This is a genomic window from Paenibacillus anseongensis (assembly GCF_009757995.1).
GTDB classification, from domain to species: domain Bacteria; phylum Bacillota; class Bacilli; order Paenibacillales; family NBRC-103111; genus Paenibacillus_E; species Paenibacillus_E chondroitinus.
Genome location: NZ_WSEM01000009.1, coordinates 23523 through 37594, shown reverse-complemented (window position 1 = coordinate 37594; position 14072 = coordinate 23523). Strand labels below are relative to the sequence as shown.

The 14072-nt window shown below is 46.5% G+C and carries 12 protein-coding genes; 2 read left to right on the top strand and 10 right to left on the bottom strand.

What is annotated here, in order from left to right; translation table 11 throughout:
- The first annotated feature begins 89 nt into the window (after positions 1–89).
- Positions 90–1505, top strand: a complete 1416-nt coding sequence (locus tag GON05_RS11885; protein WP_157319366.1) for an S-layer homology domain-containing protein — start codon at positions 90–92, stop codon at positions 1503–1505.
- Positions 1506–2295: 790 nt separating this feature from the next.
- Here GON05_RS11885 and GON05_RS11880 read toward each other — a convergent pair.
- The 5 genes from GON05_RS11880 to GON05_RS11860 form a co-directional block, all read right to left on the bottom strand.
- Complete coding sequence (locus GON05_RS11880) at positions 2296–3186, bottom strand: ABC transporter permease (RefSeq protein WP_157319365.1); 891 nt, start codon at positions 3184–3186, stop codon at positions 2296–2298.
- A complete protein-coding gene (locus GON05_RS11875) occupies positions 3167–3946 on the bottom strand; it encodes an ABC transporter ATP-binding protein (protein WP_157319364.1) in 780 nt (259 codons plus the stop codon). Before GON05_RS11875 ends, GON05_RS11880 begins: the two co-directional genes overlap by 20 nt.
- A 4-nt stretch (positions 3947–3950) precedes the next feature.
- Positions 3951–5000 carry an ABC transporter substrate-binding protein gene (locus tag GON05_RS11870; protein WP_157319363.1) on the bottom strand — a complete coding sequence of 350 codons (1050 nt, stop codon included), beginning with the start codon at positions 4998–5000 and terminating at the stop codon, positions 3951–3953.
- A 24-nt stretch (positions 5001–5024) separates the two neighbouring features.
- The gene (locus GON05_RS11865; protein WP_157319362.1) at positions 5025–6071 is read right to left on the bottom strand and encodes a Nif3-like dinuclear metal center hexameric protein; all 1047 of its coding nucleotides are present in this window, start codon (positions 6069–6071) and stop codon (positions 5025–5027) included.
- Between the two features lie 414 nt (positions 6072–6485).
- Positions 6486–6839 (bottom strand): Na-translocating system protein MpsC family protein, encoded by a 354-nt coding sequence (locus GON05_RS11860; protein WP_127455782.1) that lies wholly within the window; start codon positions 6837–6839, stop codon positions 6486–6488.
- Positions 6840–7137: 298 nt separating this feature from the next.
- Here GON05_RS11860 and GON05_RS11855 point away from each other — a divergent pair, with 298 nt between their 5' ends.
- A complete protein-coding gene (locus GON05_RS11855) occupies positions 7138–7599 on the top strand; it encodes a nuclear transport factor 2 family protein (RefSeq protein ID WP_157319361.1) in 462 nt (153 codons plus the stop codon).
- On the opposite strand, the gene GON05_RS11850 is transcribed toward GON05_RS11855, so the two are convergent.
- The 5 genes from GON05_RS11850 to GON05_RS11830 all read right to left on the bottom strand — a co-directional run bounded on the left by GON05_RS11850 (position 7596) and on the right by GON05_RS11830 (position 13963).
- Positions 7596–9005 carry a sulfatase family protein gene (locus GON05_RS11850; protein ID WP_246239057.1) on the bottom strand — a complete coding sequence of 470 codons (1410 nt, stop codon included), beginning with the start codon at positions 9003–9005 and terminating at the stop codon, positions 7596–7598. The two genes, GON05_RS11855 and GON05_RS11850, sit on opposite strands and share 4 nt — an antisense overlap.
- Positions 9006–9013: 8 nt before the next feature.
- Positions 9014–10522: a sulfatase-like hydrolase/transferase gene (locus GON05_RS11845; RefSeq protein WP_157319359.1), complete on the bottom strand. Its 1509-nt coding sequence runs from the start codon at positions 10520–10522 to the stop codon at positions 9014–9016.
- Between the two features lie 52 nt (positions 10523–10574).
- A complete protein-coding gene (locus GON05_RS11840; RefSeq protein WP_157319358.1) occupies positions 10575–11438 on the bottom strand; it encodes a carbohydrate ABC transporter permease in 864 nt (287 codons plus the stop codon).
- On the bottom strand, positions 11438–12343 hold the full coding sequence (locus tag GON05_RS11835; protein WP_246239056.1) for an ABC transporter permease: 906 nt from the start codon (positions 12341–12343) through the stop codon (positions 11438–11440). The genes GON05_RS11840 and GON05_RS11835 overlap by 1 nt, the downstream gene beginning before the upstream one ends.
- 81 nt (positions 12344–12424) lie before the next feature.
- Complete coding sequence (locus GON05_RS11830; RefSeq protein ID WP_157319356.1) at positions 12425–13963, bottom strand: extracellular solute-binding protein; 1539 nt, start codon at positions 13961–13963, stop codon at positions 12425–12427.
- Between the last annotated feature and the right edge of the window lie 109 nt (positions 13964–14072).

Here is a 14072-nt window from a genome sequence, read left to right as displayed (position 1 = left end):
AATTTCAAAAAAAGTTTGCAACCTTTTCTTTCAGCCCGCCGTTTATGAGATTGTGAAAGAAATAAACAAACTATTATGAGGTGAAATTTATGAAAAAAATATTCAAAACGATGACTCTATCAGCAGCCACTGCTGTTTTCTCTTTAACGCTTGTAGGACAAAGCTTCGCAGCAGCGCCAAGCTTTACGGATTTGGATAAGGTTGCAGCCAAGGACAAAATCATGTCCCTACAACAAAGCGGTATCGTATCCGGCATCACGCCTGAGTTGTTTGCTCCACAAGCCGCGATGTCAGAAGCACAAGGCGTTCAATTGCTTGTTAATGCATTCAAGCTCAATCTGGATTTGGTGAAATTCGTAAAAGAGCCAAAAGCAACTGATTATTTTGTGAAAGCTACTAATGATTCTTGGTATGCCAATGCGCTTATCACGGCTGCCGTCAACAATGTTGAGCTCCCAAAAGATTTAGATCCTAATGCAACTTTAACCCGCGAACAGTTCACGCATCAGCTCATTCGCGCTATGGAAACATACGGTAAGCTACCGCTGATTAATCCGGTTGTTGTAGATATTAAAGATAACGATCAGATTACCGTTGAATATTCCGGCTCCATCCAGCGCGCAATTAACTATGGAGTGATCAAATTGAGTGCAGATGGGAAAATGAATCCAAAAGCCGAAATCACTCGCGCGGATGCAGCAGAAGAAATTTTCAACGCCATCGAATATTTGAAAGCTCACCAAGCGCCAGCAGCTCCAACTGAAGCCCTTACAGCAACTGAAGGTGTGAAACTGATCACGGAAACATTGGGACTTGTTGATACAGACATTCAAATCAAGATTGACCCGAACTCCAAAATGACTCGTGAGTCATTCACAAACTTGCTCATGCAGACACTTCAAACAAGCGGTAAACTGCCTATGATTAATGTGGTTCCAGTTGATATTAAAGATAATGACCAAATCGACATTCTAAATACAGGCGCTATCCAAAGAGCAATTGCCATTGGTGCCGTGCAGTTAGATTCAGATGGCAAGTTTAATCCGAAAGCTGAGATTACCCGTGCAGATGCAACTGAAATTACGACTAACGTTGTTGACTATTTGAAATCTCACCAAGTACACTCAGATCCAGGTGCAGCCATTACTGCAACGGAAGGCGTAAGACTGATCACGGAAACACTTGGACTCGTGGATACAGACATTAACATCAAGATTGACCCGAACTCCAAAATGACGCGTGAGTCATTCACGAACCTGCTCGTTCAGACGCTTCAATCAAGCGGCAAACTGCCTATGATCAAGGTCGTTCCAGTTGATATTAAAGACAATGACCAGATCGACATTTTGCACTCAGGTTCCATTCAAACAGCGATCGCTCTTAAAATCGTTAAATTAAATCCAGATGGCACCTTCAATCCAAAAGCTGACATTACCCGTATTGATGCAACGGAAATCGCAAACAATGCTGTTGCAGCTGTCAAAGCGCTGCCGAACAATAATTAAAGATACACGACTGCAGAGAGAGGACGCGTTCAGCGCCTCTCTTTTTTAACCTGGAGCTACCTAGACTCCGCCCGCCTCCAGCATCCCCGCCCCATAAAACAAGGATAAACGACTTCGTCGTCTCTTTTAGGACGAGCGCGTTTTTCAAGGTAGATGCGAAAGGAATCATTGGAGGAGTTAATTCCCCTCCGCAGTTTAGCTTGTTAAGGCTGGTTGGCCACCTAGAGGAACTACAAGGCGCTATTCTAACAAATGAAGCCCGTTTCCGCGTTCAAGCGGAACTCCAGGGCACTATTTGGCGACTTACTTAATCCCGATTTCTTCAAGGAAACGGACAAATAGAGGACGTCAGTTCTTCTCCACGTGAAGAGGAGCCTATTTCGATGAAATAGGGCCCTGTAGTTCCCCTCAGGGAGGAACCGCTGGAGCGATCGCTGCGACTGTGACAGCTATGTTGTATTTTGCGCAACCATTTGGCCGTAAAGGGGCCTCACTTCGCCTCTATATTGCACTTTATACAACGATTGTTGCATTTAAACCGCTTACAATTCACCTTTTGCAACATATGGTTGTATAATGTGCAACGAAAGACCGCAATCGCGGTCTGACCACAGCATTACGTTGTATGTCATGCAACGTAGCCCTTCAACTTTGCCGCTCAGCCGTCTTTATATCGAAAAATATTTGTTTGAGTAGATTCAAATTCTTATCCTTCAAAAAAAGCTCCGAGTTATCACTCGAAGCCTCCTCACGCTATGCATCTCTTGCCTTATCGAAATTGATTAACAAACTACGTTTCAAAGTGGTACTTTTTCTTCGCAAATCGTCCAATGACATTCACTAATCCGTACATAACAATGGATAGAAGCGCCAACATCGCAATGCTCACCATGACCATGTTCATTTGGAAAACTTGGCCGCCGTAGATAATCAAATAACCGAGTCCCGCTTTAGAGGACAGGAATTCTCCCATAATGACGCCGACCAGCGTCAAACCGACATTGACTTTTAGTGTTGCAATCAAGTTAGGAATACTTGCCGGTAGCAGCACCATCCGCAGCATCTGTGCCTTGGACGCACCGAAGGATTCCATGAGTTTAAGCTTTGTTTTGCTAATCTCTTTGAACCCGCTCTCCACCATAATAATGGTGACGATGACCGATATGGCCATGGCCATCCCGTAAATCGAGTACTTATCTCCGAGCCAGATGTAAAAGATAGGCCCAAGCGCAACCTTTGGCAATGCGTTCAATACGACGACGTACGGTTCCAACACCTTGGAAGCAAAGGTTGACCACCAGAACACAACTGCTACGAGCGTACCGAACAGCATGGACACGACGATACCGATAAAGGTTTCAATAGCTGTAGTCCATGTATGCTTCAACAGATCACCATGAAAGGCAAGCTCCTGAAAAGAGTGGACAATTTGCGAGGGTTTGCTGGTTAGCATGGAGTCCACCCACTTCATATTGGCGGCAAGTTCCCACAGCCCCAGGAACAGGATGAGTACCAACAGTTGGGAGAGGCGAACCGCCCACAGCCTGCGCTTTTGTACCCGAAGATATTGGGCGTATTGAACTGACGCTGCCTTTTCCGGAATTTCCGCAACCAAGGCAATCGATTGTTCCTTTCTCGTTTCTGAACCTATACTTGGCTCACTAACCGGTAGTGACGACATGTCCTTCCAACTCCCTCCAAATTTGATTAAAGTATTCATTGTAACCGGCCGCTTCTCGTTTGTTCCACGGAGTCAAAGTCTCTCCCTTACCAAGCTCAATATTGTAAACAGATGAAATCGTGCTCGGCCGCTTGGACATGACCATGACCCGGTCTCCCATACTGATGGCCTCGGATATATCGTGAGTGACAAGCACGGCGGTCTTCCCTTGATCTTTGATAATCTTGAAAATTTCATCGTTAAGCGTTATCCGCGTTTGATAATCGAGAGCGGAAAACGGTTCATCGAGCAGCAAAATGTCCGGTTCCGTCACGAGCGTACGGATTAAGGCGACTCTTTGGCGCATCCCGCCCGAGAGCTGTGCCGGACTATGATGGGCAAAGCCGCCCAACCCGTAGCGGTCCAGAAGCTCCATGGCTTTCCGCCTCGCTTTCTGCAAATCCATCTTGCGTACCTCAGCGCCAACGAGCAAGTTGCTCAAAATATCGCGCCATTCAAACAAATGATCATGCTGCAGCATATATCCCACCTTGGGCGAAGTGCCGATCACTTCCTGCCCGTCAATCAACACATTGCCTTTTGTTGGTCTATACATGCCGGAGATCAGAGAGAGCATCGTACTCTTCCCGCAACCGCTTGGGCCAACAATGCTAATAAACTCACCCGCTTGAATCGACATATTGATTTTGCGTATCGCCTCGGTCTCTTGCTTCAAAGTAAAATAGCTGAGGCAAACATCCTGCAATTCAATTTGCGCCATCTGTCTATTCCGCCTTCCCGATTTTTTTCACAAAGCTCATATCCACAACGGCGTTGATGTCAGCTACTTTCTGTTCGGGTTTCAGCACACCGTTCTCGATCAGTACCTTTTGCAGCGTGTCAAATTGCTGGGCATTCAATTCCGGCACGGCCGGCCATGTATCCTGCTTCATGTACCGTTCAACCGATTGAATGATTATATCTTTAGGCGTCCCGTCAAAAAACGGCATTAATGCATTTGCAATATCGTCCGAAGATGCAGTTTGCATCCACGCTCGACCTTTGGCTACCGCATTGACGAATTTCTGGATAATGGCAGGGTTTTTCTTTATGTAATCGGAGGTGGCCACATAAGAAGTTTCAGGGAAAGCACCAAAATCTTGTCCAACCGAAGCAACATAATGAGCTTTACCTTCCTTCACCAAGCTGGACGCGATAGGCTCGAAGACTTGAATGTAATCCCCTTTGCCGCTTGTGAAAGCTCCAGCCATGGCCGTCGAGGCAATATTCGTCACAACGTCCGTCTGAGCAACCTTTTCTTGTGTCAATTTCGTATTCAGCACCATTTGCGGCGCACTGCCAGGCCTCCAGCCAATCACCGACTTGCCTCCCAAGTCGCTCCATTTGAAATTATCAACCTTATTGCGCGAGAGTAAAAAAGAGCCGTCCTTCATCGTGAGTTGGTGAAAGATTTTGAGTGTTTTATCCCCTTTTTGGTTATAAATGTAGATGGCAGTCTCGGGCCCGACAAGCGAAATATCGGCGACGCCGGCGATCAGCGCAGCCGCTCCTTTATCCGAGCCTTGCGCGGTATTCATATCCACGTTCAGCCCTTCCTCTTTAAAAAATCCTTTTTCCATAGCAATGTAATGCGGCGCATAAAAAACGGAACGGATAACCTCAGAAAACTTGACGGTTTGCAGGGCTTCCTCCTTCTTCTTGTCCGCTGCTGTGGCGGGCGCAGTTGTCGAAGACGTTGTCGAGCTACATCCAGTGGCAGCTGTCAGGAGCATAGCGGCAAGTAAAATAATGGCGGTTTTCTTCATTTTTAGCATGAGCAATCATCCTTTCAAAAATATTTATAGGAATTGTACAGCCTGGGGCTGTTTTGTCACCAAATGTGTCTCCGCCATTTCTTTCCCATAATCAACCAACACCTTGTGTCCTACGTCCTTCAGGGGAACAGCGGTTATACGCTCTCTGAGTAAAAACACTTCAACATCGGAGAGCAGCATTTCTAAGGCATACGCGAGTGGCAGCCCATTCTCCATAAGTTCAACGGAATGCGAATTGCCGACGATAAAATTAAGCCCACGCCGTTTGGCCAGGTCAACAAAAGCATGATCCTCTCTCACCCGGCTGATGCTCGCAATAATGGTATCGGTCTCCGGATACATATCCAAGGCCGTTTCCAGATTGCTCATGGAAAATCCGGTATGCGGAAAAAAGTGCAGGACATGCTCTACAGGACTATTCACCGTGCCGCTTAGCAGCTGTGCCGGATTCGCAAGCGTCGCTTCTTGCAGGGAGTGCTCTCCGCGAATCGCCCGTTCTGCTTCTAGAATGTCATCATCCATTTCTCTTCCCATCAAACGATGGATACGTTCCAGGATGTCCCCCGCCGTCTTAATCCCATCCAAAGCTATTCCCTTATGTAAAATGTTGCCCGGAACGCCGCCGAAGGCAATGTCCGTCTTCAATTTGCGATGACCATGCAAAAATGTCATGCCGGGATGCAGCCCGTGGAACGCTTCGTGCATTTCAATCAGCGCCAAATTGTATAAAGGCAAATAATCCGAGAATGGCACTCCCCCTGAGCTAGCGGCGTCTGCAACGGGATGATGTACAACAATGAGGTCAAGCTTCATGGCTGAGGCTAGCTCGATCACCGATTCGGTCAGGGTCATGCCCACGCCGATTTTCTTGACCGGTTGCTTTTTGTCGCCGAAAATGAGACCAGGAATTTCAATAACACTTTTGCCCGGGATATTCGAGGTTTTCATAACAACGTACGGGTTCGTTCCCGAAGTAATCTCATTCCAATCCATCACCATCCTTCCTCTAGAAATGGTATTCAGTGCCTCAAGTACTTGTCCTACATCCGTTTGCTTTTGGATTTGCTTCATTTGCGCCCTTCCTTTCTCCTGCTGCTTTTTCTAACTTGCCAAATAACAAATAACCGCTACTTATGAGCATACGGACTTAAAGAATCCGATAGTGTCATTAGTAGCGGTCGTAAAGCTCTCCAGAAATTGGAGCTCCTTAGCACCTGCATGAAAATAGGTTTGTAAAGAGCAGCACTATGGCATCTGATCTCTTGTTCACACAAGGATTCGACCCTTAATGCCCCCTCCTGTAAAACGCTTACACTGCCATCATAGCATAAATCTGCGAAAAATACTTTGGTAATTGCATATTGTATACAAAAATATTTTTAAAGTGTTTATGTCAGTAAATATAACAACAAATAAAGTTCATGTCAATGAAAAGTTGAAAACTTCCGTTCAAAACGCCAATTGACGTCATGTTATATAACACAACTATTCCAAAGGCTCTTTAAACAAAATCACAGTACCTGATAATTCCGTTTCTGGGTCATAATCCTTAAGCACCAGCTTAACCTCCAGGCCAAGCTTACTCTCAATCTGCTGCTTGAGCATGCGCTTGTTGGCTTCCATAAGCAGAATGTCCACGCTAGCGGTCAAACTCCGATTCGAACCATCCAATATTTTCAAAGCCGGTATACGCTTGTGCGTGGCAAAAATAAACACCTTGTCCCCGGAGATGTCAACCTTTTGCGATTTGATGCCGGTTCCGAATATTTCCTGATTGATAGAATTATAGATCTTGATAATTTCCTGTTTCAGTTCGCCGGGCGAGTATGAATGCTTCATCCAACCGCTCCCTACCATTTTTTCTCCCATTATATCACAAGGAACTTAGCGAGAATTAAGATTTCCGCTAACTCTTGATTGAAGGAGAACCGGAGTCATCTATTTTTGAAAAAAGGCTATTTCTTCACCGAAGGGGACCTACAGGCTCTTATTTGGACTAAAAAAAAACCTCCCATTCACCTTCACTCGGAAGAGGAATAAGAAGTTTAGAATCACACACCAATATTGCAACCACATATACTGGTACATATGACTATGCCTCGCTTATCAAAAGCGAATATTACAAAGGAGCACTTGTATGCGAATTTTTTTAACGCCATTTACATTGGAAACGGCAACGGCTAAAGTCCGCAAAGCCGAAGATGACTGGAATACACGCAATCCTCAGCTGGTTGCATTAGACTACACCGAGGACTGCCGCTGGCGGAACCGAGTCGAATTCCCTGTAGGAAGAACCGAGATCATCGAATTTCTCACGAGAAAGTGGAATAAAGAGTTGGACTATCGACTCATTAAGGAACTCTGGTCCTACAGCGGCAATCGCATCGCCGTACGTTTCGCCTATGAATGGCATGACGACGGCGGCCAATGGTACCGTTCTTACGGGAATGAGAATTGGGAGTTTAACGCCAAAGGGTTGAATCAGCGCCGTTACGCCTCCATTAATGATATGCCGATCACCGAGGCTGAACGGAAATATCACTGGCCCTTGGGACGTCGTCCGGATAACTATCCGAGCCTCTCCGAACTAGGGCTTTAATCAATTAGCGAACTAGGGCTGCCGGCCAGAAAGTCACCTGTCACTCGCATCCAGTCCTCGAGTGCAGCATTAAGCCGTTCCATCGGTTCTTCGCCGATCGCATCGTTGGATAAATCCGTCGTTTCCCAAGGGTCGTCAATCAGATTAAATAACTGTACACGATCGGTTCCTAATCCCGTAAGGGGCGAACGGTAGTAACGGATGAGCTTCCACTCCCCATCCATCGCCATGCGCTGCACATCTTTGTACACCGAACATACAACGTCTCGGATGGAATCCCCTTCCTCTGAGACGAGCGGGAGCAATGAAAGGCCCTCCGTTCCTTCCGGAAGCTTCACATCAGTCATTGCAGCCACCGTCGGGAAAATATCGATATTACTGGAAAGTCCCGTGATCTGTCTGCCTTGCGGCAGGCCAGCCCCAGACATGATGAGGGGAATTCGAACGCTATGTTCATACAGATTCTGCTTCCCCATTAGACCGTGTTGCCCAAGGGCTAACCCATGATCTGCGGTATACACGATAAGCGTGTTCTCATAGATGCCCTTCACTTTCAGAGCTTCCACGATCCGCCCGATCTCCGCATCCATGTGAGTGATCATCGCATAATAGTCTGCAATATGCTGGCGAATTTCCTCCCCATCCCTAGGTAGGGAAGCCAACTTCTCATCGCGAACGAACATTTCTCCATTGTCAAAAGGATGTTCCTGGCTAAAGTTAGCAGGCAGCGGAATATCGTCCCGATGATACATAGAAGCATAAGGCTCCGGCGCTGTTCGTGGATCATGAGGTGCCGTATACGCCACATACAGATAGAACGGGCTCTCATTCTCATAGCTTTCAACAAACTGTACGGCGGCATCCGTAAATAGTTGTGTCGAGAACGTTTCTTCGATATATTCCCGCTCCTTGGAATAGGAGCCCGTTGGATCGAAGTCTTGGACAGGCACTTGGGTATGCGGGCTCATCCCGTAGAAAAACAGCTTGTCACCGTCATCAAAGCTTCTCGCAAAACTCGCTTTGTCGTTATGCCATTTGCCGACCGCATGCGTGTAATAACCCGATTCCCGCAGCGTTTGCGGCATTAATTTGATGTCGGAACGAATGTCTGTTGAGTGGTCACATTTGTGTAGTTCCTGTCCGACCATGGTGTGAAAAATGGATTTTCCCGTATTAACGCACGCCCGACTTGGGGCACAGACAGCTCCCGTTAATCCGCCAAAAATATGCGTATTCCTGAACGAGACGCCGCTATTCGCTAATCCATCCAATACGGGGGTCTGTAGAACCGTGTTTCCGAAAGCACCTATCGCCTCGTCGCGATGATCGTCTGAAATAAGAAAAACGATATTCGGTCTTATAGCCTGCATGATACAGCACCAGCTTTCCCCAAATTTGCCTTTCATTCACGTTTCTAAGGGAGATCCCGCATACGCTTAAATATTTTCAAGGCACCGTCTCGATGTTGAACCATCCATTCCGCCAGCCTAAATCTAAGGAAAAGTAGTTTCTCCGCATAGTCAGCATGATCAATCAGATTTTCCAATTCGTAAGGGTCCTCGCTTAAATCATAGAGCTCATCCAGGTCACCGCAATTAAACACATACTTCATCTTTTCATAACGAATCATTCTTTGTGTATACATCACACTCTCTAGTCCTGAACATTCCGTTACCACACAATCCGGCCAAGAAACCAAAGCCTCAGCGTTATTTCGTAGCATAGGCGCAAACGAACGTCCATCCCGGTTCTCCGCTTTTTCCCGCTCGACACCGGCCAACTCAAGAATGGTCGCATACAGATCGCATGTGCCAACAAAGTGATTTTCTTCACGGTGCATGCTTTCTCCTGCCGGTTTTACAAATAAAGGAATACGGCATGTTTCCACATACATGAAAAAGGCTTTATCGCTTAATCCACCATGAATGCCCAGTGATTCACCATGATCCGCCGAAAAAATAATCGTCGTATTGTCATAAAGATCATGCTCTTTTAAATAAGCGAGGATTCGACCGATTTGCTCATCAATGGAGCTCATAAAGCCATAATAATGCTTCACATAAGGAGCAAAAGCTTCCCATTCCTTCGATTTCGCGCTTTTCGCTTTATGGATCGACGGTTTCTTATGCCCCTCATCATAAAAATTAGGCCAAGGCTCCAGTTCCATGTCACGGTACAGATCGAGATGCTTGGTCGGTGCCATATATGGCTCATGCGGTCCCCAGTAGTTAAGCGCAAAAAAGAACGGCTTCGAACGTTTACGGAATCGATCCATGTAATGAATAGCCCGTTCTGTCAAATAGTACTCCACCGTCGATTCAATAGGTGAAACCACTTCCGCAGCGGTATGTACATCGAAATTGCCGGATAACTTATTTTTCGTCTCGAACGAGAGGTTATTTTCTTCCAAGTAATCCTTGAACTGTTTATAGTGATAGCCGCCAATCCCATGACCCGGGAAATCGTCCGCTTCATAACCTACATCCGACGGGAGTGAACGCATATCGTATTTAAATTCCGGAAATTGAATGGCATGCTCGCCCTGACTTAAGTAATGTTTCGTTTCTGCGGAATCATTGCCTTGACCCAGGTGCCATTTCCCGGTATAACCAACACTGTAATTTTGCTTCTGCAATTGTCGGCTGAGCAGGTCCGGATGATCCGGCAGCTCTCTGATCAAGCAATGCGATCCATACGAGTTCGCCTGCATGCCCACATTAAACGGGTAATACCCGGTTTGCAAAGAGGATCTTGCCGGCGTACAAATCGGACAGCTCGTATAGGCATTCGTAAATACAATACTATCTTCCGATAACTGATCAAGATTGGGCGTTTGGCACACCTTTCCGCCGTAAGCCTTTAATGTATCCACACGTTGCTGATCGGTCAAAATCAATAAGATATTTTGGTTTTCCTTACTCATTTGATCCCCAACTCCTCATCGTTTTTTGTTCATGATTTGCAGCTATTTATATTCAGCCTTTGACGGAACCTAACAGCATCCCTTGGTTGAAATGTTTTTGCATGAATGGGTAGACGAGCAGCATCGGTGCCGCAACGATGACGACAGCAGCCATTTTGACCGGTGGACCGTACTCGAAGCCTTCAACGACAAGCATCATGGAGGAATCACTGGATTCAATGAGCATTTGCCTTAAATAGACTTGAAGCGGCCACATCTGCGTATCGTTCAAATACAGCAGCGCTGAGAAATACGTATTCCAATTTTGCACCATATAAAATAGAGTGAACGTCGCCACCGCCGGCATCGAAAGCGGCAGTACGATCTGCCAGAACAAACGAAGTTCCCCGCAGCCATCCATTCGCGATGATTCTTCCAGTTCGGCCGGGAAGTTTTGGAAAAAACTCCTCATCACAATCAAATGAAACGGCGCAATCGCCCCCGAGAGCCAGAGTGAGCTATAGCTGTCCAATAGTCCGAACGCTTTGATGACCAGGTAGGTCGGGATAATCCCGCCACTAAACAGCATGGTGACAAGCACTAGAAAATTGATAGTTTTACGGCCTGGCAGCCAGACCTTCGATAAGCCATATGCCATCAAGCTGGTCATCGTGATATTAATCGCCGTTCCGATGATCGTAATCACGAGCGAATTTTTAAAAGAAGTGATGAAATTTTGCTCTCGCAGCAGAAATTGGTAGGAGTTGAGCGTCCATTCCTTTGGGAATAAGAAGAAACCTCTTGCTAGCACTTCATGTTTTGTAGCAAATGAAACGACCACGACATAAATGAAAGGCACAATAACAAGCAGCGATGCGAGCCCTAATAGAGTGTATACGATCCAAACAAACAGCCGATCGGTTCCTTTGGCAGCCATCAATATACCCCCTCTTCCCCAAAGCGCTTCGCAAGCGCGTTCGCCGTAATCACAAGCACAAGACCGATGGCTGATTTGAATAGCCCCACTGCCGTAGTGAAGCTGAATTGTGCCGAGAGGATACCTGACCGATATACATACGTGTCAAAAACGTCGGAAACGTCCATATTGAGCGGATTTTGCAGCAATAACACGTGTTCGAAGCCAATATCCAGCACCTGCCCAAGCCGTAAAATGAACATGATGAAGATGACGGATTTGAGCGCCGGAAGACTAATATTCAGCATTTGCTTCCATCGGCTTGCGCCATCTACGACGGCCGCCTCGAACAAAGTCGGATCTACAGAAGCAAGCGCCGCCAGAAAAATGATTGCACTCCAGCCGGTCTCTTTCCAAATATTTTGAATCAAATACATGGTGCGGAAATATTCGGGATTCGTTAACAGATCGAACCGCTCCCAGCCCCAGGAAATGAGCAGCTTATTCAGCGCTCCGTCTTGGGTTGAGAACAAGATTACGGTCATACTGACAACGACCACCCAGGACAGAAAATGAGGCAAATACGTAATGGTCTGCACCGATTGGCGGTAGGCCTTCAATCTGACTTCGTTCAGCAGCAGCGCTAGAATGATTGGAGCCGGAAAAAAGAGAAATAAATTCAATGAACTCATGATCAACGTATTGCGCATCAAGAACCAAAAATCAGCCTCCGTAAATAGGCGGCGGAAATGCTCTAAGCCGACCCAATCACTATGGAGGAAGCCATCAAATGGATCATAGTCCTGAAAGGCAATGGCGACGCCGAACATGGGTAAGTAACGAAATAGGATGAAAAAAAGCACGCCCGGTGCAATCATCGCATAAAGCGGTAATCCACGGCGGAGCAGTTTCTTGGTTGCCGTCATTGTCGCTCCCCCTTCCATAAGGATAAGACTCTGTTTAACAAAGAAGGAAACCACGAAACCGTGGTTTCCCCAGTAGAAGATCTACTTCATTTTTGCATAAATATCGTTGATCTCTTTCGTAATTTGGTCACCTCCGCCTGATTTCCACTGCTCGACCGCTTTATCGATGCTTTCTACAGGCTCTTGACCGACAATCACTTTGACAATGGCATTCGTAAACTTTTTCTCCAGTTCACTGCCGACTTTCGTCTGCGTTTCCGAGACAAGACCTGCCCCAGGATTATCGTATCGGTAGGGTTCTGTATTTTTAAACCAGGTAAGAACCTTGTCCGCATAAGCTTTGTCGTCCCATAGACGAATCTGGATGCCCGGATCATAGCGACGGATAAACCACGTAGACAATATTTGCGGACGATTCGTAGTAAAGGCTGGAAGTACAGTGAATTTATCGCCTTCTTTTTTGTAATCCACACCTTCAATACCGTTCTTAATTAACGTATATCCTTCATCCGACAGCATGTAATCGAGTAGTTTCAAGATTCGCTGCTGCTTTTTCGAGTCAACTTTGGCATTCACGACAATCTTCGTCGTACTGATCACCGTATTGGCAAATTGCAGTCCTGTCGGTCCTTTCGGCGGTGCAAGCTGAACAATGTCCGCTTTCGGGTCGAGCTTTTGAACACTTGGCAGGCTAATTGTATACAGCTCATTCGGATTAACCTCCGCCATCCCGTTCGTGTTTGCCTCCAATTTGTTCCACGGATCTCGTTCTTTATTTACGGCAAAATCTTTATCCAACACGCCTTCCGCATACGCTTTGCGCAGGAATCCGGCAAGATCTTTCCATTCCTTCGCTTGCGATTGCATCGGTACAAGCTTGCCGTCTACCGTCTTCCAGTTATTCGCCAGTCCGAAGGCGCCTTTCAAGTAATCAATGTTGCCTAAGCCGCCGTTGACACCAACAGTCATACTGAAGCCAATCGTATCTTTCTTCCCGTTGCCGTTCGGATCCCTGTCAGCGAATGCTTTACCCACGTCGTAGAACTCATCTACCGTTGTAGGCATCTTTAAATTCAATTTATCCAACCAATCTTTGCGAATCGATAAATTGCTTCGGAAGCTTGGCGCATACATCGGCAAGCCATAGATATGATCCTTCGGATTCATCATTTGCAGATCGTGTTCCGGGATCTCTTTTGTCAAGTTCGGGTACTGCGAGAGCAATGGTTTCAAATCGAGAAAGACACCTTTCTCCTGCCATTTATTGTACGAAGTTGCATTCCAGATTTGGAAGATGTCAGGAAATGCGTTCGAGGCTGCCATTACATTGATTTTCTCTTCATAGTTATCCCCAGGCACCCATTGGAACTTCAAATTGATGTTCAGTTTTTCATTCAATTTCTTAATCATGGGGTGGTTCTCCGGCCAGCCACCGCCGGCAGCTGTGCTGACGAGCATCGTGATATCCATTTTCTCCGAGCCGTCATCCACATTCGTATTCTGTTTGGCCGTTGGCTGAACAGACTCCTCTTTGCCTACAGTGCCATTGCTGGTGCTGCAGCCTGCCAGTCCTACTGCTATTACGATCATTGACATTGAAAGCGTCAACATTTTCCTCATGCTTTGCTCCCCCTCATACTCGTCAAGTAAGTTTTTACATCCTCAGTATAGAGCAGAAGAGAAAAACGCTCCTTATCCGTTTTCACGATTTCCTATCCAATTTCACGAA